Genomic DNA, 21,739 nt, shown 5'->3' on the forward strand with positions numbered 1-21,739 from the left:
GTTTAAAGCGGTTTGGATGATCTGATAAGCTTGGTTGAGTTTTTGGTATTCATCAATGGATAGGATGCCATTGGGGCCTGTCCCGTATGCTTGATTGCAAGTGGTGGTGGTCCCATTAAGGGCTGGTGTGTTACCAAACGATTGGTAGCTTTGATTGTTGGTAGGGCCAGGGCCGCAGCCAATAAATAGGGCTATGACTTGCCACATGCCCACAGCGGCGTTGAGCGCTAAAGCCACAGCTTGATAGGCCGGAGAAGTGGTGGTAGCGCTAGTGAGGTTGATCGCGCTTGAGCTTAGATTGTCAATCGCACCGGTAATCGCGCTTGGCGTGCTGGCTAGATTGACTAAGGAATTTAAGTAATTGTATTGGTTTAAAAGGTTACTTAAGTTATCGTATCTGTCTGCAAGATTTTGCAATGCTCCAGTGTTTTTCACTTGTTGGACCGCTTCACCGATTTGATAGCCCACGCTCATGTAAAATCCATCGTCTTCAGCCCTTGATAATGAGAGCATGAGAGAAAGAGAGAGCAAGAGAGATTTTTTGATTTTCATGTTTTCTCCTTTTATTAGATTTTTCTTGATTTCACATTCCCATGATAGCCATGTTTATGAAATTTCGCCATTTTACCATAAAGTGCTTATTCTTAGCTTAAAATTTATATTTTGAAAAAAAAAAAAAAAAACAATTTTAAGTATTTTTTACAATAAAATATCACAGAGCTTGATTTAAGGAAAGGAATTTTATCCGGTTTGAAATTGGTTTTTAAATCTTTGGTTACAATCAAGCCATTTTAATGGGAAAGAAAGGCATGTTGGAAAAGATACAAAAAGAATGGTTGAGCAATGTTCAAAAAGATTTGCTGTCTGGTTTTGTGGTGGGGCTTTCTGTGATCCCAGAGACGGCCGGTTTTGCGATCATGGTGGGTTTAGATGTGGGCGTGGCGTTTTATACGACCTTTTATATGGCTTTTGTGTTGTCTCTTTTTGGGGCTAGAAAGGCGATGATTAGCGCAGCGGCCGGTTCAGTGGCGCTCATTTTAGTGGGCGTGGTTAAAAATTATGGGCTTGAATACGCGGGCATGGCGACTCTTATGGCAGGAATGTTGCAAATTCTTTTAGGCTATTTGAAAATAGGGAATCTTTTAAAATTTATCCCCCAATCGGTGATGTATGGCTTTGTGAACGCGCTAGGCATTTTGCTTTTAATGGAGCAATTCAAATTCCTTCAAAACCAAAATTTAGGGGTGTTTGTCTTGCTCGCTATTGGGATATTGATTATTTACCTCTTCCCTTTAATCACTAAAAAAATCCCCTCTAATTTAATCTGTATCCTTGCAATCAGCGCAATCGCTTTAATTTTTGATATGCATGCGCCGAATTTGGGGAGCATTGAGCAAGGGGTTTCAGGCTTTCATTTCATCATTATCCCCAAAAATTTGGATTTTAAAATGGTGGTAGGATTGTTGCCTTACGCTCTTTCTTTAGCGCTAGTGGGCACGATAGAAAGCTTATTGACGGCTAAAACTTTAGATGTTATTTTAAAAGACGGCGTGAGCGATAAGAATAAAGAAACTAAAGCGCAAGGCTTGGGGAATATCATCTCAGGGCTTTTGGGGGGAATGACAGGGTGCGCTTTAGTGGGGCAGTCTATCATTAACGCAAAATCCGGGGCCAAAACAAGGCTTTCTACTTTTTTTGCCGGCTTTTCTTTAATGGTGCTAATATTAGTGTTTAATGAATACGTGGTTAAGATCCCTATTGTGGCGGTTGTGGCGGTGATGGTGATGATTTCTTTCACCACTTTTAATTTCCAATCCATTATTAACATTAAAAAAATCAAGCTCTATGACACGCTGAACATGCTCTTAGTCGTGGCGGTGGTTTTATACACGCATAATTTAGCGATAGGGGTTGTGGTGGGGGTTTTAGTCAATGCGTTATGGATCAAATCTAAAGGGATTGCATGAATTTTTGCTATAAAGAAGCTAGAAAAAAGATGAGTTAAAAGTATGGCTCCAGATGTAGGATTCGAACCTACGACCAAGCGGTTAACAGCCGCCTACTCTACCGCTGAGCTAATCTGGAATTTCGCTCAAAAACAAAAAGAAATTTTAGTGTGTTTTTTGTAAAAAGTCAAGTAAAATGATGCCGTTATTCACTTGAGAGCCAAAAAATTGGCTTTGTTCTCATTAGTAATGAGAACCGATTCAATATCAATAGGCCAAAACATAATTGAAATACACGCTATAAAGTCTTCTATAGGCTAATTTAGCGCCCATGAAAGAATAGTAATTCGTGTTGATGGTGGGGATTTTCACGCCTAATTCAACGCCATGGTGAATCCCTTGAAGCCTTAAACCGGTATTGAATAAGAATTGGAAATTGGTGTTGTTGATTTTGGCGCTGTAGGCGCTATTGGTGATTTTTAAATTCGCAGATTGGTTGTTAAGCCATGTCGTTCCCGCTAATGCGATGCCCCCAAAAATGCCAAAAGAGACTTTGCGGTTTTTATCGGATCCGCCATTGATGAAGTTCAATAAAAGATCACTGCCCGCACCATAAGTGAAAACATTGGAAGCGGAGTTAAAAAAGTTGGATTTGATATAGGCATGGTTGTAATCAAAAAAGGCATAATACCGGATCCCAAAAAATTTATTTTTCCCAAAGAATTGCTTATAGCCTAATTGCACGCCCACGCCATTCATCGCCCCGTTATTGCTTTGAGAGTTGATTAATCCCACGCTTCTAAAGGGGTTATGGCCAAACTCTTTGGTGGTAGTTTGGAATTGAGAATATTGGGTTTCGTTGAGAGAATAACTATAGCTAGACCGGCTCACCAAACTGTGAAACCCTTTAGAATTAGGCGTTTTTTGAAGGGTGTTATAGATGGTTGCTAAATTGTCCCCTTTGAGGTAAGAGATAGTGTTATTGATAACGCTTGAGACTTGATTAAGGTTTTTATTGAAATCAGCGTTGGTAAACGCGCTTTGTTGGTTTGGATTTTCTGGGCTAGTTCTTCGGGCTTCTGCGGCGGCTTTTTTAGCGCTATCAATCATGCTGTTTATGGCGTTAAAGGTGTTGCCAAAAATAGCGCATGCGTTCCCGCTTGCATTAATACCCCATGGTTTGCCATTGCCTCCGTCTATTCCTGGGCATTGGCTTTGAAGGGTGGTAATAATGGTGCTAGCTTGAGTTAAAAGCTGATCGTAGTCATTTCCAATCGTGAGATTATTGTTTTTATTCTCTAGGGTGTTTTGGAGCAATTGAGAAATCGCATTGATTTTGTTGTATTCGCTAGTAGATAGCGTGCCATTGGCTAAATTAGAGGCTATCACTTGCCACATGCCCACCGCAGAGCTGAGCGCTGAGGACACGGCTTGATTAGCGCTATTGGGGGTCGTTTTTAATCTGCTAGCGCTCTCTTTTAGATTATTAATCGCTTGAGCGGTGCTTGAATTGGTGTTAGAGGCCGTTTGTTTGAGCTCGTTATAGCGGGTTAAAAGATTGTTCAAATTTTCGTAAGCGTTGGAGACTTTTTGGATTTCGCCGGTGTTTTTCACCATTTGCGCGGCTTCGCCGATTTGATAGCCCACGCTCATAAAAACGCCGTCATTTTCAGCGAGGAGCGATGACGCCATAAGAGAAAGTAAAATCGTTTTTTTCATAAAATGTTCCTTAAAGTAATGTTTTGTTTGTAAAATCGTATCAAATTGAAACTTTATTTACGATGCGTTTAAATTATGCCATAAATTTATTGAATTTTTAATAAAATTGAGCAAAAATTAAGAAATTTTGCTTTTTTTTGGATTTAAAAAAAGGTTTTTGATAGTGAAAAATGTTTTAAGTATTTTTAAATTTCACCGCTTAAGGGGATCGGGGCTAAAAATTTTCAAAGCGTTTTGCAAATCCTCTTTGGTGTCAATGCCCACGCTTTGGCTTTGAACGATTTTTACTGCAATCTTTTTTTGGTAATACAAAGCCCTTAATTGCTCTAATTTTTCTGTATCCTCTAAAACGCAAGGTTTTAAAGCGCATAATTCTTCTAATATTTCTCTGCTATGAAACCCATAGATACCGATATGCCCTAAAAGGGGGGTTTGGCGTTTCGCATCAAAATCTCGTAAAAAGGGGATAAGGGAGCGCGAAAAATACAAGGCGTTATTTTGGCTATCTAAAACCACCTTGACTAAATTGGGGCTTTTGGCTTGCTCTTCATCAATGACTTTAGCGCAAGTCGCCATGAAAGGGGCGTTTTTGGTGGCTTCTAATAAGGCTAAAATGACTTCTTTTTCCAAAAAAGGCTCATCGCCTTGCAAGTTTAAAACCCTTTCATCGTTTTTTAACCCTAAAATTCGCGCCGCTTCCAAACAGCGTTCCGTGCCGCTATTATGGTGTTTGGAGGTTAGCACCGCTTTAATGTGGAATTTTTGGCATGTTTGCATGATGCTTTCATCGTCGCAAGCGACTACGCATTCATCTACTAGATTCGCATTTTTAGCGCAACGCACTACCATAGGCAAGCCAAAAATATCTTCTAGCACTTTATTTTCAAAACGACTGGATTTTAACCTAGCAGGAATGATAATCATCTTTAAACCTTTTTAAGCCAAAATAGGGGATTTTATGGTATTATACCCATTAAAAGCTTATTCCTTTTATTGTAGGGGTTTAGGCTATTGAACTTTAGGAGTTTTAATGATATTAAGAGCGAGCGTGTTGAGCGCGTTACTTCTTGTAGGCTTAGGGGCAGCCCCTAAACATTCAGTTTCAGCTAATGACAAACGGATGCAAGATAATTTAGTGAGCGTGATTGAAAAACAAACCAATAAAAAGGTGCGTATTTTAGAAGTCAAACCTTTAAAATCCAGTCAGGATTTAAAAATGGTCGTTATTGAAGATCCGGACACTAAATACAATATCCCGCTTGTAGTGAGTAAGGATGGCAATTTAGTCATAGGGCTTAGCAACATATTCTTTAGCAATAAAAGCGATGATGTGAAATTAGTTGCAGAAACCAATCAAAAAATCCAAGCCCTTAACGCCACCCAACAAAACAGCGCGAAATTGAACGCTATTTTTAATGAAATACCGGCTGATTATGCGATAGAGTTGCCCTCTACTAACGCTGCAAATAAGGATAAAATCCTTTATATTGTCTCTGATCCCATGTGCCCGCATTGCCAAAAAGAGCTCACTAAACTCAGGGATCACTTAAAAGAAAACACCGTGAGAATGGTTGTAGTGGGGTGGCTTGGGGTCAATTCGGCTAAAAAAGCGGCTTTGATTCAAGAAGAAATGGCGAAAGCTAGGGCTAGAGGAGCGAGCGTGGAAGATAAAATCTCTATTCTTGAAAAGATTTATTCCACCCAATACGATATTAACGCTCAAAAAGAGCCTGAAGATTTACGCACTAAAGTGGAAAATACCACTAAAAAGATTTTTGAATCTGGCGTGATCAAGGGTGTGCCTTTCTTATACCACTATAAGACATGATATAAGGTTACTCTCATGAAAAAACCCTATAGAAAGATTTCTGATTATGCGATCGTGGGTGGTTTGAGTGCGTTAGTGATGGTGAGCATTGTGGGGTGTAAGAGCAATGCCGATGACAAACCAAAAGAGCAAAGCTCTTTAAGTCAAAGCGTTCAAAAAGGTGCGTTTGTGATTTTAGAAGAGCAAAAGGATAAATCTTACAAGGTTGTTGAAGAATACCCCAGCTCAAGAACCCACATCATAGTGCGCGATTTGCAAGGCAATGAACGCGTGTTAAGCAATGAAGAGATTCAAAAGCTCATTAAAGAAGAAGAAGCTAAAATTGATAACGGCACGAGCAAGCTTATCCAGCCTAATAATGGGGGAGGGAGTAATGAAAGCTCAGGCTTTGGCTTGGGGAGTGCGATTTTAGGGAGTGCGGCGGGGGCGATTTTGGGGAGTTATATCGGCAATAAGCTTTTCAATAACCCTAATTACCAGCAAAACGCCCAACGGACCTACAAATCCCCACAAGCTTACCAACGCTCTCAAAATTCCTTTTCTAAAAGTGCACCTAGCACTTCAAGCATGGGCGGAGCGAGTAAGGGACAGAGCGGGTTTTTTGGCTCTAGTAGGCCTACTAGCTCGCCGGCGGTAAGCTCTGGGACAAGGGGCTTTAACTCATAATTTAATTGATTCAAGGCTAAAAAATGCAAGTGATTCCTTTAAAACCTTTAGACAATAAGATCTTAGAAGAAATTGGCTTAGACTGGCACACTAATGACGATACATCGGCTTATATCGCTGATGAAATGGTGGTTGTCTCTCAAAAAGAAGCGGACGCTTATTATGACGCTTGTAATGAGCTTTATGACATGTTTGTAGAGACGGCTGAAGAGGCCATTAAAAACGATCGCTTTTTTGAATTGGATATTCCTAACGCGCTCATTCCTATGATCAAACAGAGTTTTGAAGAGGAAGTGCATTGGCATATTTACGGGCGTTTTGATTTGGCTGGGGGGCTTGATGGCAAGCCGATTAAATTACTGGAATTTAACGCTGATACCCCTACCATGCTTTATGAAACCGCGCTGATTCAATGGGCGTTACTCAAAGCCAATGGCTATGATGAAAACAAGCAATTCAATAACCTTTATGATGCGCTTGGCGAGAATTTTAAACGCATGGTAACTTTGGGCGAAGACACGAGCCGTTTTGAGGAAATGTATGAGGGGTGGAAAATCCTTTTTTCAAGCGTTAGGGGGAATATTGAAGAAGAGCGCACCATGCGTTTTTTGCAAGACGCTGCTCAGAGCGTGGGGTTTGAAACGGATTTTTCTTACATTGATGAGGTGGAGTTTAATGTAGAAGAGGGCGTGTTTAAAAACGGCTTGAATTATGAGTTTTTATTCAAATTAATCCCATGGGAAAACATCGCTATTGATGAGCCAGAATTAGCCCTTTTGATGCAAGGCATGATGGAAAACAAAAACACGATTTTTTTAAACCCGGCTTATACGATCCTTTTCCAATCCAAGCGTTTTTTAAAACTTTTATGGGACAGATACCCTAACCACCCCTTATTGTTAGAAACGAGCTATGAACCTTTGGCCCATAAAAAGCAAATCAAAAAAGTGGCTTTTGGTAGGGAAGGGGCGAATAGTGAAATCTTTGAAGCTTCCATGCAATCGCTTTTGAAAACGGACGGCGTTTATTCTAACCACAAACCTATTTATCAAGAGTTTTACGAGCTCAATTCGCATAACGGGTTGTATTATCAGCCTAATGTGTTTTTTGCTTATGAATCTTGTGCGTTAGGGTTTAGAAAAGGGGGGTTAATTTTGGATAATTTTTCTAAATTCGTGAGCCATAGGTTGCAATAATGACGGCAATGATGCGTTATTTTCACATCTATGCGACCACTTTTTTCTTCCCTTTGGCGCTTCTTTTTGCGGTTAGTGGGCTTTCATTGCTCTTTGGGGTGCGCCAAGACACTGGTGCTACTATCAAAGAGTGGGTTTTAGAAAAATCCTTAAAAAAAGAAGAACGATTGGATTTTTTGAAAGACTTTCTAAAAGAAAACCATATCGCTACGCCTAAAAAGATAGAGCCTAGAGAGCATAGGGGAGCGTTAATCATTGGCACGCCTTTGTATGAAATCAACCTTGAAACTAAAGGCGATCAAACAAAAATCAAAACCATTGAAAGGGGCTTTTTAGGTGCGCTCATCATGCTGCATAAGGCTAAAGTGGGCGTTGTGTTTAAGGTGCTTTTGGGGATTTTTTGCGTGTTTTTATTGTTGTTTTATTTGAGCGCATTTTTAATGGTAGCTTTTAAGGACACTAAACGCATGTTTATAAGCGTTTTGATAGGGAGTATCGTTTTCTTTGGAGCGATCTATTGGTCTTTGTAGGGTTTAAAATATTAGCTCTGTTTTGGATATTGGTTATGAAATCTAAAAAATGCCTTTGGGTGTTTTGACAACCAAAATAAAAAAGCTTTCGTAAGCGATAATTTCTCATAACGCGCTCTTAGGGGATTAGGAGAATTTAGTTTTGGGTTTGAAGAAGGGCGTTAAAGCGTAAAATATCCCCTTATGAGTTTTAAAAACCCCATTTTTTAAAAAATTAAAGAATAACTAAACCAACAAACCCCTAAAACTCTATCTTTAAACTAAAAGCGTTTTTATCTGTCTCATCTGACAACAATTTTTAAAAGAACGCTTGAAATTTAACTATTTTTCATTATTTTTATCAAGTCTTTTTATAGCGTGTGCATACCGCTTTATTATCGTGTGATTCGTGTTTGTAGCGTGCTTATAATAGCAACCACGCTAAAAGCCATAAATTGAAGCCATTGAAAAACACAACCAAACGCATATCTATCCCATAGTGCAAAAACACGCTAAAACATTTTTATAGGACTTTTAAACCTAAAACCCACTTCAAGCTAACCTAAATAAAAATTTATACTATAAAAACACGCTAACAAACACAACCAAACAACCGCAAAAAACATTCAAAAAGTTTTCTTTTTGAAAATAGACAAATCCCTAAAAACACTAAAGATCAAAAATTAATAGGGTGGGTTTCTGCTTTAGCTCTTAAAACAGAGCCAAATCTTTGAAAAGTTTTGAGTCAAACACGATGATAATTTAGGGGGATTGATTGAATTTTTCAATACCCCCTAAGTTTGGTGAGATTTTCGCATGCTTGTTTCATGCCCAGCTTACAACCCTTGTCATAAATCATTATGGCGTTTTCTTTATCTTTCATGTTGTAATACATGCCCGCTAGAGCGAAGCAACCCACTTCATCGCCCATATCGCAACCCCTTTCATAATTATCAAGGGCTTTCCTCAAGTCTTTTGGAACGGCGTCCCCTTGGGAATACATAAAGCCCATCCTAGAGCAACTCACCGCGCTCCCCATATCGCATGCTTGCTTGAAATAATTAAAAGCCTTTTGGGGATCTTTTTTGACATACCTGCCTAACATATACATAGAGCCTAAACTCGCGCAACCACCAGAATTGTTTAAAGCACAAGCTTTTTGCAAATAATCAAACGCCACTTCAAAATCTTCATCAAGCCCTGCATCGCCATTTTCAAACAAACTCCCTAACGCGCGACAAGCCTGCCCATCGTCCAATCGGCACGCTTTCAAATAATAAATCACGGCTTTATGGTTGCTTTGTTTGACTTCTAAAAAGCCTTTTTCATAAGCCACGCCCAAAACATAACACCCCTTAGCCATATCAAAATTGCAGCTTTTTTGATAGTAGGTAACCGCTTGAGCGGCATTGCCTTTGATTTTTCGGTCATAAATAATGCCTAAATTGTAGCAACTCTCAGGGTGTTTTAAAACGCACGCCTTAGCATAAGCGTCAATGGCTTCTTGATAATTTTGAGCCGTGCCTAACCCCTCATCATAAAGCCCCCCTAAACCAAAACACCCTTCCCTATCATCAGCCTGGCATGCGGTTTTATAATATTCTAGGGCTTTTTTATAATCTATTCTAGTGCCTTGCCCGTTTTCATAAATGATTCCTAATTGCGTGCAACCTTCACTCACCCCATCGTTGCATGCTTTTTTAAAATAAGATGTAGCTTTAGAATAATTCCCGCTTTTATAGGCTCTTTCAGCAACCCCCAAAAAACTATTGTCTTGTTTCCCCCATAAATGGGCATTCAAAAAAAATAACCCACAAACTAATATTTTTAAAATTTTGACACTCATTTCTACCTTCTTTTATAATTTTAATCCTTGAGAGCGCTCAATCAGACTTTTTTAAATAACAAAAAAACAAAAATACAACGCCTTATTTTAGCATAAATCAAGCGCTTTGATTAAGGCTTAAGAGAATCCTTACGCTCTTCTTTATGCTCTAAAGAGGTGATGTAAAGGTAAATCGCTTGGATTTCTTCTAAATTGAGATTGTATTTAGGCATCATGCCTTTACCTAAACTCAAAGCGTCTTTAAAGGTTTTAAAATCCAAATGGTTGATTTTAGGGGCGTAGAGGATTTTTTTTTCGCCTTTTTCATAATAAAAGGTGATTTCTTGTTGTTCGCCTTTAATGCCATGGCATTTCGCGCACGCAACACCCCTAGGGTTTTTATAAAGAGCCATCCCGTATTCCAAATCAGAGATGAAATCCGCTTCTTTAGCGCTCAAACTTAACCACCACCAAAACAAAACTAGCGCGATAAACAAACGCATTAAAACAACTGCGCCTTTTCTAAAATCTCTTTCGCCCCGCTTTGCAAAAATTCTTCTAAAAGCTCTTGAACTAAATCAAACGCTTTAGTTTTATCCCCTTGTTTTTCTTTAGTGATGACTTCTTTTCCGTTAGGCAAGCCTAAAACCGCCTGGATTTTAACCCTATCACCTATTAAACTCGCATGCACGCCTATAGGGATCTGACACCCCCCATTAAGCCCCTTAATAAACGCCCTTTCTAAATGGCAACAAAACGCGCTTTTTGCATCGTTGAGTTTTTGAAGCGTAATAAAATGCTTGTGGTTTTTGAGCATTTCTACCCCTAAAGCCCCCTGACCCATGCTAGGAATCATTTCTTCTACGCTAAAAGCCTTGCGGTATTTCGCCCCTTGAACGTTTAAGCGACACAACCCGGCTTCAGCCAAAATGATAGCGTCAAATTCTCCGCATTCAAGCTTTTTCAAACGGGTTTGGACATTCCCCCTTAAGCTTTCTGTGTCTAGATCCTGGCGCTTCAGTTTGATCTGCATGGAGCGCCTTAAAGAAGTCGTGCCAACCTTGGCTCCTTTAGGCAAGCTCATCAAATCAGGGAATTTCACGCTCAAAAAAGTGTCCCTCACATCAGCCCTTTTAGTGATGCATGCCAAGTCCAACCCCTTTTCAAACACGACCGGCACATCTTTTAAAGAATGCACCGCCAAATCAATTTCACCTTTTAAAAGCAATTCTTCCAATTCCTTAGTGAATAGCCCCTTACCGCCGATCTTATTTAAAGGCGCGTCTAAAATCTTATCGCCTGTGGTTTTAACGATTCGAATCTCGCTTTCCATAGAGCATTCTTTTTTCAGGCGTTCTTTAATGTGATTCGCTTGCCATAAGGCCAATTCGCTCCCCCTAGAGCCAATCACTAATTTTTCCATTCCCTCCCCCTTATTCGCTCGCTAACATTTCTAAAATTTTTTCTTCTAATTCGGTGTCTTTGATCGTTTGTTTTTCTAAATTAGCGCGTTTGACGCATTCAAATTCCTTGCTCTCTAAAGTTTGCTTCCCAACAATCAAGGCTAATCGTTCCCCAATCAATTCAAAATCCCTCATCTTTGCCCCAAAACGCGCGTCTCTGTCATCTAACAGCGCATCAACGCCCTTTTGGATCAACCTTTCATACACTTCAAAAGCGAGTTTTTTTTGCGCTTCATCTTTCCAATTAGAAACCACGATCACCACATCAAAAGGAGCGGTATTTTTCGTCCACACACAGCCTAGATCATCGCTTTTTTGCTCTAAAATCGCGCTGAGCAACCGGCTAATGCCTATCCCATAGCACCCCATTTCAAAAAATTGCTCCTTGCCATTCTTATCCAAGAAACTCGCCTTCAAGCTTTTAGCATAGCCTTGCCCGAGTTTGAAAATATGCCCCACTTCCAAACTCTTATGGTATTTCAACGCTCCTTGACAATTAGGGCAACGATCGCTCTCTTTAACCTGGACAATATCCGCATAAACAAGGTTTTCAAACCCTTTTAAATCCACGCCCACCGCATGAAAATCCTTTTCATTAGCCCCAACGATCAAGCAATCGCTCTCTTTTAAATCTTCATCAAAAATGATATAAGAAACATGCTTTTTCAAGCCATAAGGCCCTATAAAGCCCGCTATTAGCCCTGCGTGGTTTAAATCTTCTTCATTGGCCTCTCTTAATTCTAGAGCGTTCGCTCCTATAATGTTCAAGGCGTTCAGGGCTTTAGTCTCTTCTAAATTGTCATCGCCCCTAACAAAAAAGCACGCTAGGGTTTCTTTATCTTTATGGATCACTTTTTTAATGATCGCTTTTAAAACAAAATAAGGCTCTGTTTTAAAGAACTCCGCCACGCTTTGAGCGCTGGTGGTATTAGGGGTAGGGAATTTCGCTAATTGCGCTTTGGGGACATTTAAAGGCTCAGGCCTTTTAGAGCGTTTAGCGATTTCAATATTGGCGGCATAATCGCAATTTTGACACACCACGATCGTGTCTTCCCCGCATTCTGTTAAAACGACAAATTCCCTGCTTTTACTCCCTCCAATCGCCCCGCTATCCGCTTCCACGATGCGAAAATCCAAACCCAAATCGCTTAAAATTTCTTTATAAGCGCTCTGCGTGTTTAAAAATTCCTTATCCAAGCTTTCAGTATCTTCATGAAAGCTATAACCATCTTTCATGATAAATTCCCTCGCTCTCACCAGCCCAAATCTTGGGCGGATTTCATCACGGAATTTCGTGTGGATTTGATAGAGATGCACGGGTAATTGCTTGTAGCTTTTGATGAAATTAGCGGCAATTTCGGTGATATTTTCTTCTAAAGTGGGGCTTAAAACAAAATCATTGTCTTTTCGGTCTTTAAAAACCAATAATTCCTTGCCGTATTTATCCAAACGGCCTGATTTTTCCCACAAACTCGCCAAAACCACAAAACTCATTAAAATATTTTGCGCCCCATGCTCTTGCATGCGTTTGTGCGTGATGTTTTCTATTTTGTCTAGCACTTTTTTAGCTAAGGGCAAAAAATTATAAATCCCGCTGCCTACTTGATAAATGTATCCTGCTTGAGCTAAGTGCTTATGGCTTTTTAACACGGCATCTTTTGGGGGTTCTTTGAGAGTGGGGGCAAAAAGTTTTGAAAATAGCATGCATTATTCCTCGTAATATTCGCATTTATAGAGATTCAAATTCTGGACATGATTAGCACTAGATTTGTCTAAATTAAACAGGTTTTTAATCGCGCCCACAAGCACATCGGATTCTTCTTTTTGAGCGTTCTTTTTTAAGGCGATGGTGGGGTGGTGTAAAAAAGTATTGAAAGCGTTGTGCAAGATCTTTTCAATGTTGCTTTCGTATTCTTTAGGCACATAGCGTTTTTTGAGTGCCTTTTGCAATTCCTTTTGGGCCGAAATCCTAGCTAATTCCCTTAAATCCTTAATCACAGGCTCTACTTCTAAACTTTGGATCCATTGGTAAAACTCCATTGTGGCAAGCCCTACAATCTCATAAGCTTTCGTCCTACTCTCCTGCCTGTTTTCCACATTTTCCCTCACCATAGGCTCTAAATCATCCACGCTGTATAAGAAAATATTATTCAGCGTCGGTTTTTCAATATTTCGTGGCACGGCTAAATCAAACCAAAAACGCCTGAAAATCGTTTCTTTTAGCATGGAATTTTGCACGATAAAGTTCGGCGAAGAAGTGGCGCAAAAAAGCAGTTCGTATTCATTGATATAAGTTTTTAAATGTTCTATATTTTGAAAGCTCACTTTTTTAGGCTCTTCTAATTCCTTGACAAAATCTTCAAATTTAGCCGCATTACGCCCTAAAATGAGCGCTTCAAATTGCTTGTTTAAAAGGTGTTTGATGACCAATTGGGCCATTTCGCCAAGCCCTATCACGAGGGCTTTTTTATCCTTAATCCTTTCTTTTTCAAAAATATTAAGCGCTTCTTTGACCGCCACTGAAGAGATGGAAACCCCTTGCTTGGAAATGCCGGTTAGATTGCGCACTTTAGCGGCGCATTTGAAAGCAAAATGGAGCAATCGGGTTAAATCTTTAGAGCAAAATTTTTCTTCAAAGGCGAATTTATAGGCGTTTTTCATCTGCCCTGTGATTTGAGTTTCTCCCACCACTAGGCTATCCAAACTGCTGCACACACTAAAGACATGATGGACCGCGCTTTCATCAGTATTGATTAAAACGCATTTTTCTAAATCAGACACGCTCATTTTTTTATTTTGGGCTAAGATTTTTAATAACGCGCTTTTTTGTTCATTAGTATTAGCGCCGTGTTTCAGGCTCGCATAGATTTCAAAGCGATTGCATGTGGATAGCACCATGCACTCTTTGATGTTAGGGCAATGGTTTTTAATCGTTTGTAAAAATTCTTTAAGCATTATGGGCGAATTAATAGCGAGTTTTTCTCGCATTTCTAAGCTCATGCTTTTATGCGTAAAGGCTAGGGTGAAATATTTTGACAAATGAGTTTCTAACTCCATTAAAAAGTCCTATAAATGACGTCTTGTGCTAGTTTTTCTAAAATCAAATTGTTTTCCCCTTTAATGGCTTCAAGGGCCTTTTTAGAATAAACTTGAGCGATCTTAAGGGTTTCTTCTATGATACCATGTTGCTTGAATTTTTCCTTAGTCCATTCTATGATTTCATGGCTATCTCGTTTAAAATAAGAAATTAAAAGCCCTTGATCGTGCTGATTTAATTTTTCATATAAAAGCAAGTAGGGTAGAGTGGTCTTGCCCTCTTTAAAATCGCTAAAATTGGGCTTGCCTAAAGTTTTGGCGTCTTGAGTGATGTCTAATAAATCATCAATGATTTGAAACGCCATGCCAAAATTTAATCCAAAATCCGCATACATTTTGGCGTCTTTATTTAAAAGAATCGCCATGCTTTTTAAGCTCGCTTCTATGAAATGGGCGGTCTTGTCTTCTAAAATACGCCAGTATTTTTGTTTGTCGCTATTAAAACTTTCCCCCACAAACACGTCTTCAATCTCGCCCCTAGAGAGCCTTAAAACCGCATTAGAGAGGGCTTGAGCGATGGATTCACCCATTTTAGAGAGTTCAAAAAAGGCTTTAGAATAAAACACATCCCCAAGCATCACGGCGTTAAAATTACCAAAAAGAGCGTTAATGCTAGGGAGCTTTCGGCGCATGGTCGCCTTATCAATCACATCATCATGCAATAAAGAAGCGGTCTGTATCATTTCCACAATCGCGCACAAATTGAAGGCTTTATCTAATAAAATAGCGTCTGTTTTTTCGTCTAACAAAGCGAGCATGAGTTTGGAGCGCAACATTTTTGAAGGGCCAATCTTAGAAAACAATTCATCTATAAAGCCGCTTTCAATTTCCTTGATCCAAGAAGCGATCTTATTTTGAATGGCTTGAAGTTGTTTTTCTTGCATGAAATTCCTTAAGGCTCTTTAGGGGAAAAAACAAGGGGCATAAGGGCTAAAAGCCTTAAAGTGGCTTTATCTTCTTTAAAATCTTTAAACACAAGCGACAGAGTGCTGTTAGAAGAAAATTTTTCTTCAAACACTTTGAGATTATAGGTGTTTCTCGCATGATCGGTGTATAAAATAAACTGGTAAGGGAAATGGCTAAAACGCATGTTGATGACTAAACCTTTATTTGCATATAGCGTCCAATAGAGCGTAATTTCTTTGGTTTGTTCGTTAGAAGTGTCTTTGATAACGGCTCTAAACGCTTCATCTTTTTTTAATTCTAGCGTTTTATCGATCCCATAATCAAGCCCAAACGCTTTTAAAAAAAAGAGAAATATCAAGCCATAGCGGATAAGCTCATTCATTCCCGCTGAGAATATTCGCCATGGATTGGATCACAATGTCTGTTTTTCTGCTCTCTATTTTTTGTTGCAACTCTTCATCCATTCTTAAAGCTTTAGCGAAAGATTCAAACTTTTCTTCCAAGTCTTCTTTTTCTATAAAAGTTTCCAAGAGAGCCAAAAGCTCTAAAAGCCTTTCTAGCTCTTTTTTAGAAAGCTTTCTGCTCGCATGAAAAATAATGTCATTCCACTTGTCTAAGGGGTTTCCCTCAAAAATTTCAAGCTTGCTGTAATCCCTCATGCTGGCTTCTTTTTATTGGCTTAAGCCAAATGGGCTTCTAGCATCCAAATGGATTTTTGCAACTTAGCCAATTGATCGTCCGCATAAGTTACGGTAACTTTATCGCCTTCTTTTTCAGCGGTGTTAGAAAGCTCTTTAAATTCTTTTTCTAGGTGTTTGTAATCGCCTAGAATTTCTTTAAAGATGTCTTTAGAGTGGAAACTCGTTTTAGTTTCTTCTTTAACGCGAGTGAGTTTGAGCGCTTCGGATAAAGTGACTAAGGGGTGGTGTCCTAATTGAACGATCCTTTCAGCGAGATCATCAAACATGTCCGCAAACTCTTCATAAATTTCTTCAGTGGCTTTATGCACATTGAAAAAATCAGTGCCTTTCACATTCCAATGGAAGTTATGCACTTTCATAAATAACACGATCGCATCCGCTTGCAAATGTTTTAAAATTTCAAATGTTTTCATCAAAAGTCCTTTTTTTTAAAATTGTTTTAGGCTTTTATTTTCATAAAAACCTTGATCGCTATCCTACACCAAAAGAGTTAATGAAAAATTGTTTTGATCTTATTTTTGTCAAATATTGATAAACTCTATTCAATTTAATATTCTTTAATCTTTTTAAAATTTTGTTTTATCGTAAAACTCATTTTTTAAGGGGGATATTATCACTCAAGAAGCGTTAAGAATCTTAATTTCAAAGGTTTTTTCTTGATTTTCTAATAATGCAATGCTCCCTTCATGGGCTTTAACCACTTGTAAAGACAGGGCTAACCCTAGGCCATTACCCTTTAATTTGGTGGTTTCAAAAGGCTCAAATAAAGCGCTTTTGTTTTCCACTTCCTTGCCATTATCAATAATGGTGAAGACGATAAATTCATTTTGAATGAACGCTTCAATCTTCACCTGCCCCTGCTCGCTCTCTTCTAAGGCTTCAATCGCATCAATGGCGTTATACAAGAAATTTTGCAACACAATCCCCATTAAATCAAAGTCAAAAAACCCTTCTTCATCGCTAAAATTAAAAAGAAAATCAATGTCTTTAGAGTAAGTGTAGCAATTTAGGGCTTCTTTGAGATCGCTCTCTAGCGTTTTCAAACTTTGCTTGGTGCGGTTGGCTTGAATGCCTTTAGAAAAAAGCAAGGTGGCTTTAATGATTCTTTCCACGCGCCATAAAGCTTTTTGCAATTCTACAACAATGGGTTTAGTCTTTTCGTTCGCATGCTTTAATAACACCGAAGCTAAAAGGGAGATAGAGCCTACGGGGTTTCTGATTTCATGGGCTAAATGTGCTGAGATTTTCCCCATAGAAGCGAGTCGCTCTTGGCGTTTTTGAGCGCTAATATCGGTTGCGGTGATGATTTGCTTGCCTTGAATGCTGTTTTGCTGGACTAAATAGCTTTTATTTTCATGTTCAATTTCAGTGTTAAAATTTTCTAATTTAGCCTTATTGAACACCTCATGGCTTTGATTGGCTAAAGAATTTTTATAAAAAAAGCTCCCGTTTTCATTCATCACCCAAATCGCTTGCGGTAAAATCTCTATGACCCATTCATAGAGGGCTTTATAATCCTTAAATTCCTTTTCCACCTTGTAGCTTTGTAAAATGAATTGGTTTAAAAGCCCTAGCAATTCTTGCATGTCTTTTTTGTTGGAAAAATTTTCTAATAAATCTTCGCTCTCTTTGGGTTTAAAATTTTCTAATGAAATCACATTATTTTCGTTTTCCAACAACCCCTTGAAAGAAGAAGCCTTATCAGAGCGTTTCAGATGGGAGTTTTTTAAATAAGGGCGTTTTAAGCGCTTGGATTTTTTCATGGTTTTTGTTTTTCTTGCTCTTTTAAGAAATTAAACAGCATTTCGCTATAGCCAAAATTCCCACTCAATTCTTTAGAAAGGGTGTCCTTATACATGGACGCATAAATCTCATCGCCTGGGGCTTTAGGATACAAAGGGTTATCCATTTTCATGGCGCTATCTAGCATGAATTTTAAAAGCAACGCTTCAAAAGAATCGGTTTGTTCTTTGAGGAGCTTGTCGTTTTTATTTTGAGCCAACGCTTTTAATTTCTCTTCGCTCGCTAATTTAGAAACATTGTATTGCTCTAACATGGCTTTATTGTTGTTTATCATAGTATCTCCATTTCAGCGCTAATCGCGCCGCTTTTTTTTAGGGCTTGCAAGATTGAAACCATCCCCTTAGCGCTCACGCCAATTTTTTGTAAGGCTTTTACCACCCCGGCAATGGTGATGTTTTTCCCGTTAGAGCTCAGCGTGTTATGAGCGGTGTCTAAGGACATGTTATTGTCTAAATCCTGCGTGTTTTTAGAGTCATTTAAAGGCTCTTTAGTGATTTTAAGCGTGATGTCTTGGCTTGTAACCACTATAGGATGCACTATTATATCCACTCCTGAAACGATCGTGCCTGATTTTTCATCTATAATGATCTTATTTTTCGCGCTGTAGTTAATGGGGATTTCTTGCACTAAAGCTAAAAACTCCACCATAGAAAGACGCTCTGGGCGAGTGATTTGAATGGTTTTTGGATCTAGCGCTATGGCTACTTTATTGCCAAATACTTTATTTAAAGTGTTTTGCACTTGGATAGCGTTTTTAAAATTGGGGTTTTTCAGGCTTAAAGTCATGGCGTTTTTATGGAACAAATCATACGAAACTTCCCTTTCAATAGTCGCTCCGTTGATGATATTGGCTGAGAGCAAATTACTAGAATTACCCGAAATAATAGCCCCTTGAGCGAGGGCGTAAATATTCCCATCTACCGCATTTAAAGGGGTCATCACCAAAGTCCCTCCTTGAATGGATTTCGCATCTCCAATAGAAGAAATGTGAATATCAATTTTATCGCCCTGTCTTGCAAAGGGGGGCAAGGAGGCTGTAATCATCACGGCAGCGACATTTTTAGATTTAATATCGTCTGCAGAGATCTTGACATTCACGCTCTCTAGCATGTTAGAAATGGATTGCATGGTGAATTTTGAGCCGGATTTATCCCCTGTGCCATTTAGGCCAATCACAAGCCCATAACCAATCAGCTGGTTATCCCTTACGCCTACCACGCTCGCTATATCGCCTATTTTTTCGGCCAAAAGCTTGTGGAAGGCTAATACAAAAATAAGCCACAAAAACACCCGTTTCAATCAAACCCTTTCTTTATTCCTTAATTCTAATTATTTTAGCATAAGCCTTTTATAAAAACTTTAAACTTAATTGAGCGCATTTTTATGCTATACTCAAAAATCTTATAAACTTTAAATCAAAGATTTTAATTTTAGCCTTTTATTAGCTTTTTATAAAGTTTTAAATTAAATTGAGGTATGAATCTCCCATGGAATTGAATCAACCACCACTCCCTACAGAAATTGATGATGACGCTTATCATAAGCCGAGTTTTAATGACTTGGGCTTAAAAGAATCGGTTTTAAAATCCGTCTATGAAGCCGGCTTCACTTCCCCAAGCCCCATTCAAGAAAAGGCCATTCCGGCTGTTTTGCAAGGCCGAGATGTCATCGCACAAGCCCAAACAGGCACAGGAAAAACCGCCGCTTTCGCTCTGCCCATTATCAACAACCTTAAAAACAACCACACCATAGAGGCCTTAGTGATCACGCCCACTAGAGAATTAGCCATGCAAATTAGCGATGAGATTTTCAAATTGGGCAAACACACCAGGACTAAAACCGTGTGCGTGTATGGAGGCCAGAGCGTTAAAAAACAATGCGAATTTATTAAGAAAAACCCCCAAGTGATGATCGCTACACCAGGAAGGCTGTTGGATCATTTAAAAAACGAGCGCATCCATAAATTTGTGCCTAAAGTGGTCGTTTTAGATGAAAGCGATGAAATGCTAGATATGGGGTTTTTAGACGATATTGAAGAGATTTTTGACTACCTTCCTAGCGAAGCACAGATCTTGCTTTTTTCAGCCACGATGCCAGAGCCGATTAAAAGGCTAGCGGATAAGATTTTAGAAAACCCTATTAAAATCCATATCGCCCCCTCTAATATCACTAACACTGACATCACCCAACGCTTTTATGTGATCAATGAGCATGAAAGGGCTGAAGCGATCATGCGCCTTTTAGACACCCAAGCGCCCAAAAAGAGCATTGTTTTCACGCGCACTAAAAAAGAAGCCGATGAATTGCACCAATTCCTTGTTTCTAAAAATTACAAAAGCACCGCCTTGCATGGGGATATGGATCAAAGGGATCGGCGCTCTTCTATCATGGCGTTTAAAAAAAATGACGCTGATGTGTTGGTGGCTACAGATGTGGCGAGCCGTGGGCTAGATATTAGCGGTGTAAGCCATGTGTTTAATTACCACTTGCCCCTAAACACCGAGAGCTATATCCATCGCATTGGGAGAACCGGGCGAGCGGGCAAAAAAGGCATGGCGATCACTTTAGTAACCCCCTTAGAATACAAAGAGCTTTTACGCATGCAAAAAGAAATTGATTCAGAGATTGAACTTTTTGAAATCCCTACCATTAACGAAAATCAGATCATCAAAACCTTGCATGACGCTAAAGTGTCTGAAGGGATCATTAGCCTTTATGAACAGCTTACCGAAATTTTTGAGCCGTCTCAATTGGTTTTAAAACTTTTGAGTTTGCAGTTTGAAACCAGCAAAATTGGCTTAAACCAGCAAGAAATTGACGCGATTCAAAACCCTAAAGAAAAAATGCCAAAACCCTCTCACAAAAAAACGCACCCGCATGAGCCAGCGCGTTCTTTCAAAAAGGGCCATTACAGAGAAAAAGGCTCTAAAACGAACCACCATTCTAAAAAACCCAAACGCCGTTAAAATATTTAAAAAGGAAATTCATGCCCATTGATTTGAACGAACATTTAAAAAAGAAAAATCCTCAAAGAGAAAACCCCACGCCTAATACGCCTAATAATGGAGGGCGTTTCATTCCGCCGTCTAACTCTTTTAATTCCAAAAAACTATCGGTTTTAATCGTCATTGTCCTTTTAGGCGTTATCGCTTTTTTGGCTAAGCCTTTTGAAGTGATCAGCTCAGGAGAAATTGGCATTAAAATCACCGCCGGGAAATACGAACCCACCCCCTTACAGCCAGGAATCCACTTTTTTGTGCCTATCATTCAAGACATTCTCATTGTAGATACAAGGATCAGGAATATCAATTTTTCACGCACCGAAGACATGGGCGTGGCGGGTAAAAACCAAGGGATTTTTAGAAACGACGCTATTAATGTGATGGATAGTAGGGGCTTGACCGTTTCTATTGAACTCACCGTGCAATACCGCCTAAACCCTCAAACCACCCCCCAAACGATCGCTACTTATGGCTTGTCTTGGGAGCAAAAAATCATCAACCCTGTGGTGCGCGATGTGGTGCGCTCTGTCGTGGGGCGCTATCCGGCTGAAGATTTACCCATTAAGCGCAACGAAATCGCTGCTCTTATCAATAGCGGTATCAATAAAGAAGTTTCTAAGCTCCCTAACACCCCTGTGGAATTAAGCTCTATCCAATTGAGAGAAATCGTCTTGCCCGCTAAGATCAAAGAGCAAATTGAAAAAGTCCAAATCGCGCGCCAAGAATCAGAAAGGGTGAAATACGAGGTGGAACGATCCAAGCAAGAAGCTCAAAAACAAGCCGCTCTGGCTAAAGGGGAAGCGGACGCTAACAGGATTAAGGCTCAAGGCGTGGCAGATGCGATCGTGATTGAGGCTAAGGCGAAATCTCAAGCCAATTTAAGCATTTCGCAAAGCTTGAGCGACAAGCTTTTAAGACTGCGCCAAATTGAAGTTCAAGGCCAGTTTAATGAAGCGTTAAAAACGAATAACAACGCTCAAATCATGCTCACTCCAGGCGGGGCTGTGCCTAATATTTGGATTGACACTAAAAGCAAGGTTAAATCTAGTATTGCCGAGACTAAAGAGCCTTAAAAACGC

The 21,739-nt window shown here is 39.4% G+C and carries 22 protein-coding genes, 1 tRNA gene and 1 pseudogene; 7 read left to right on the plus strand and 17 right to left on the minus strand.

The window, feature by feature from the left end; translation table 11 throughout:
* Positions 1-552 (minus strand): SabA family sialic acid-binding adhesin (locus tag BZK24_RS05155; RefSeq protein ID WP_341537513.1); only part of this gene is annotated, 552 nt, incomplete at its 3' end.
* Between the two features lie 257 nt (positions 553-809).
* Here BZK24_RS05155 and BZK24_RS05160 point away from each other — a divergent pair.
* Positions 810-1,967, plus strand: coding sequence for a SulP family inorganic anion transporter (locus BZK24_RS05160; protein ID WP_171972408.1), 1,158 nt, complete (start codon positions 810-812; stop codon positions 1,965-1,967).
* Between the two features lie 43 nt (positions 1,968-2,010).
* On the opposite strand, the gene BZK24_RS05165 is transcribed toward BZK24_RS05160, so the two are convergent.
* The 3 genes from BZK24_RS05165 to kdsB form a co-directional block, all read right to left on the minus strand.
* Positions 2,011-2,085: transfer RNA gene (locus tag BZK24_RS05165), tRNA-Asn, on the minus strand.
* Between the two features lie 128 nt (positions 2,086-2,213).
* On the minus strand, positions 2,214-3,665 hold the full coding sequence (gene hopA, locus BZK24_RS05170) for a porin HopA (protein ID WP_077656783.1): 1,452 nt from the start codon (positions 3,663-3,665) through the stop codon (positions 2,214-2,216).
* A gap of 192 nt (positions 3,666-3,857) precedes the next feature.
* A complete protein-coding gene (gene kdsB, locus BZK24_RS05175) occupies positions 3,858-4,589 on the minus strand; it encodes a 3-deoxy-manno-octulosonate cytidylyltransferase (protein WP_077656784.1) in 732 nt (243 codons plus the stop codon).
* 106 nt (positions 4,590-4,695) lie between these two features.
* Between kdsB and dsbK the strand changes: the two genes are divergently transcribed.
* Genes dsbK through BZK24_RS05195 form a run of 4 tightly spaced genes read left to right on the plus strand, consistent with a single transcriptional unit; the run spans position 4,696 to position 7,885 of the window.
* Positions 4,696-5,493, plus strand: coding sequence for a protein disulfide-isomerase DsbK (gene dsbK / locus BZK24_RS05180; protein WP_077656785.1), 798 nt, complete (start codon positions 4,696-4,698; stop codon positions 5,491-5,493).
* A 15-nt stretch (positions 5,494-5,508) separates the two neighbouring features.
* Positions 5,509-6,159 carry a UPF0323 family lipoprotein gene (locus tag BZK24_RS05185; protein ID WP_022576981.1) on the plus strand — a complete coding sequence of 217 codons (651 nt, stop codon included), beginning with the start codon at positions 5,509-5,511 and terminating at the stop codon, positions 6,157-6,159.
* A 23-nt stretch (positions 6,160-6,182) separates the two neighbouring features.
* On the plus strand, positions 6,183-7,355 hold the full coding sequence (locus BZK24_RS05190) for a glutathionylspermidine synthase family protein (RefSeq protein ID WP_077656786.1): 1,173 nt from the start codon (positions 6,183-6,185) through the stop codon (positions 7,353-7,355).
* Positions 7,355-7,885: a PepSY-associated TM helix domain-containing protein gene (locus BZK24_RS05195; protein WP_077656787.1), complete on the plus strand. Its 531-nt coding sequence runs from the start codon at positions 7,355-7,357 to the stop codon at positions 7,883-7,885. Before BZK24_RS05190 ends, BZK24_RS05195 begins: the two co-directional genes overlap by 1 nt.
* A gap of 763 nt (positions 7,886-8,648) precedes the next feature.
* Here the strand turns inward: BZK24_RS05195 and hcpE are convergent.
* The 13 genes and pseudogenes from hcpE to flgI form a co-directional block, all read right to left on the minus strand.
* Entirely contained in the window at positions 8,649-9,710 is a 1,062-nt protein-coding gene (hcpE, locus tag BZK24_RS05200) for a Sel1-like repeat protein HcpE (RefSeq protein ID WP_077656788.1), read from the minus strand.
* A pseudogene (locus tag BZK24_RS09965) lies at positions 9,631-9,811 on the minus strand (hypothetical protein). Before BZK24_RS09965 ends, hcpE begins: the two are co-directional and overlap by 80 nt.
* A 9-nt stretch (positions 9,812-9,820) precedes the next feature.
* Positions 9,821-10,192, minus strand: coding sequence for a c-type cytochrome (locus BZK24_RS05210; RefSeq protein WP_077656789.1), 372 nt, complete (start codon positions 10,190-10,192; stop codon positions 9,821-9,823).
* Entirely contained in the window at positions 10,192-11,112 is a 921-nt protein-coding gene (gene hemC, locus BZK24_RS05215) for a hydroxymethylbilane synthase (protein WP_077656790.1), read from the minus strand. The genes BZK24_RS05210 and hemC overlap by 1 nt, the downstream gene beginning before the upstream one ends.
* A gap of 10 nt (positions 11,113-11,122) precedes the next feature.
* The gene (proS, locus tag BZK24_RS05220) at positions 11,123-12,856 is read right to left on the minus strand and encodes a proline--tRNA ligase (RefSeq protein WP_077656791.1); all 1,734 of its coding nucleotides are present in this window, start codon (positions 12,854-12,856) and stop codon (positions 11,123-11,125) included.
* A gap of 3 nt (positions 12,857-12,859) precedes the next feature.
* Positions 12,860-14,209 carry a glutamyl-tRNA reductase gene (hemA, locus tag BZK24_RS05225; protein ID WP_000418336.1) on the minus strand — a complete coding sequence of 450 codons (1,350 nt, stop codon included), beginning with the start codon at positions 14,207-14,209 and terminating at the stop codon, positions 12,860-12,862.
* On the minus strand, positions 14,209-15,132 hold the full coding sequence (locus BZK24_RS05230) for a polyprenyl synthetase family protein (protein ID WP_077656792.1): 924 nt from the start codon (positions 15,130-15,132) through the stop codon (positions 14,209-14,211). Before BZK24_RS05230 ends, hemA begins: the two co-directional genes overlap by 1 nt.
* An 8-nt stretch (positions 15,133-15,140) precedes the next feature.
* On the minus strand, positions 15,141-15,536 hold the full coding sequence (locus BZK24_RS05235; protein WP_021175908.1) for a hypothetical protein: 396 nt from the start codon (positions 15,534-15,536) through the stop codon (positions 15,141-15,143).
* The gene (locus BZK24_RS05240) at positions 15,529-15,813 is read right to left on the minus strand and encodes a DUF2018 family protein (RefSeq protein ID WP_077656793.1); all 285 of its coding nucleotides are present in this window, start codon (positions 15,811-15,813) and stop codon (positions 15,529-15,531) included. The genes BZK24_RS05235 and BZK24_RS05240 overlap by 8 nt, the downstream gene beginning before the upstream one ends.
* A gap of 20 nt (positions 15,814-15,833) precedes the next feature.
* Positions 15,834-16,268 (minus strand): DNA starvation/stationary phase protection protein, encoded by a 435-nt coding sequence (dps, locus tag BZK24_RS05245; protein ID WP_000846467.1) that lies wholly within the window; start codon positions 16,266-16,268, stop codon positions 15,834-15,836.
* A gap of 204 nt (positions 16,269-16,472) precedes the next feature.
* The gene (gene flgS, locus BZK24_RS05250) at positions 16,473-17,618 is read right to left on the minus strand and encodes an acid survival sensor histidine kinase (RefSeq protein WP_077656794.1); all 1,146 of its coding nucleotides are present in this window, start codon (positions 17,616-17,618) and stop codon (positions 16,473-16,475) included.
* On the minus strand, positions 17,615-17,932 hold the full coding sequence (locus tag BZK24_RS05255; protein ID WP_000609401.1) for a hypothetical protein: 318 nt from the start codon (positions 17,930-17,932) through the stop codon (positions 17,615-17,617). The genes flgS and BZK24_RS05255 overlap by 4 nt, the downstream gene beginning before the upstream one ends.
* On the minus strand, positions 17,929-18,957 hold the full coding sequence (flgI, locus tag BZK24_RS05260; RefSeq protein WP_077656795.1) for a flagellar basal body P-ring protein FlgI: 1,029 nt from the start codon (positions 18,955-18,957) through the stop codon (positions 17,929-17,931). The genes BZK24_RS05255 and flgI overlap by 4 nt, the downstream gene beginning before the upstream one ends.
* 188 nt (positions 18,958-19,145) lie before the next feature.
* Between flgI and BZK24_RS05265 the strand changes: the two genes are divergently transcribed.
* Together BZK24_RS05265 and BZK24_RS05270 are read left to right on the plus strand one after the other, a co-directional pair.
* Positions 19,146-20,624: a DEAD/DEAH box helicase gene (locus BZK24_RS05265; protein WP_077656796.1), complete on the plus strand. Its 1,479-nt coding sequence runs from the start codon at positions 19,146-19,148 to the stop codon at positions 20,622-20,624.
* A 20-nt stretch (positions 20,625-20,644) separates the two neighbouring features.
* Positions 20,645-21,733 (plus strand): prohibitin family protein, encoded by a 1,089-nt coding sequence (locus BZK24_RS05270; protein WP_001121047.1) that lies wholly within the window; start codon positions 20,645-20,647, stop codon positions 21,731-21,733.
* The last annotated feature ends 6 nt before the right edge of the window (positions 21,734-21,739 follow it).

The organism is Helicobacter pylori (assembly GCF_001998165.1).
In the GTDB taxonomy this organism is placed as follows: domain Bacteria; phylum Campylobacterota; class Campylobacteria; order Campylobacterales; family Helicobacteraceae; genus Helicobacter; species Helicobacter pylori_DL.

What these genes read in the sequence shown, in the direction of transcription:
- BZK24_RS05160 (WP_171972408.1), top strand. Translation starts at nt 810, where the DNA reads ATGTTGGAAAAGATACAAAAAGAATGGTTGAGCAATGTTCAAAAAGAT.
- hopA (WP_077656783.1), bottom strand. Translation starts at nt 3,665, where the DNA reads ATGAAAAAAACGATTTTACTTTCTCTTATGGCGTCATCGCTCCTCGCT.
- kdsB (WP_077656784.1), bottom strand. Translation starts at nt 4,589, where the DNA reads ATGATTATCATTCCTGCTAGGTTAAAATCCAGTCGTTTTGAAAATAAA.
- dsbK (WP_077656785.1), top strand. Translation starts at nt 4,696, where the DNA reads ATGATATTAAGAGCGAGCGTGTTGAGCGCGTTACTTCTTGTAGGCTTA.
- BZK24_RS05185 (WP_022576981.1), top strand. Translation starts at nt 5,509, where the DNA reads ATGAAAAAACCCTATAGAAAGATTTCTGATTATGCGATCGTGGGTGGT.
- BZK24_RS05190 (WP_077656786.1), top strand. Translation starts at nt 6,183, where the DNA reads ATGCAAGTGATTCCTTTAAAACCTTTAGACAATAAGATCTTAGAAGAA.
- BZK24_RS05195 (WP_077656787.1), top strand. Translation starts at nt 7,355, where the DNA reads ATGACGGCAATGATGCGTTATTTTCACATCTATGCGACCACTTTTTTC.
- hcpE (WP_077656788.1), bottom strand. Translation starts at nt 9,710, where the DNA reads ATGAGTGTCAAAATTTTAAAAATATTAGTTTGTGGGTTATTTTTTTTG.
- BZK24_RS05210 (WP_077656789.1), bottom strand. Translation starts at nt 10,192, where the DNA reads ATGCGTTTGTTTATCGCGCTAGTTTTGTTTTGGTGGTGGTTAAGTTTG.
- hemC (WP_077656790.1), bottom strand. Translation starts at nt 11,112, where the DNA reads ATGGAAAAATTAGTGATTGGCTCTAGGGGGAGCGAATTGGCCTTATGG.
- proS (WP_077656791.1), bottom strand. Translation starts at nt 12,856, where the DNA reads ATGCTATTTTCAAAACTTTTTGCCCCCACTCTCAAAGAACCCCCAAAA.
- hemA (WP_000418336.1), bottom strand. Translation starts at nt 14,209, where the DNA reads ATGGAGTTAGAAACTCATTTGTCAAAATATTTCACCCTAGCCTTTACG.
- BZK24_RS05230 (WP_077656792.1), bottom strand. Translation starts at nt 15,132, where the DNA reads ATGCAAGAAAAACAACTTCAAGCCATTCAAAATAAGATCGCTTCTTGG.
- BZK24_RS05235 (WP_021175908.1), bottom strand. Translation starts at nt 15,536, where the DNA reads ATGAATGAGCTTATCCGCTATGGCTTGATATTTCTCTTTTTTTTAAAA.
- BZK24_RS05240 (WP_077656793.1), bottom strand. Translation starts at nt 15,813, where the DNA reads ATGAGGGATTACAGCAAGCTTGAAATTTTTGAGGGAAACCCCTTAGAC.
- dps (WP_000846467.1), bottom strand. Translation starts at nt 16,268, where the DNA reads ATGAAAACATTTGAAATTTTAAAACATTTGCAAGCGGATGCGATCGTG.
- flgS (WP_077656794.1), bottom strand. Translation starts at nt 17,618, where the DNA reads ATGAAAAAATCCAAGCGCTTAAAACGCCCTTATTTAAAAAACTCCCAT.
- BZK24_RS05255 (WP_000609401.1), bottom strand. Translation starts at nt 17,932, where the DNA reads ATGATAAACAACAATAAAGCCATGTTAGAGCAATACAATGTTTCTAAA.
- BZK24_RS05265 (WP_077656796.1), top strand. Translation starts at nt 19,146, where the DNA reads ATGGAATTGAATCAACCACCACTCCCTACAGAAATTGATGATGACGCT.
- BZK24_RS05270 (WP_001121047.1), top strand. Translation starts at nt 20,645, where the DNA reads ATGCCCATTGATTTGAACGAACATTTAAAAAAGAAAAATCCTCAAAGA.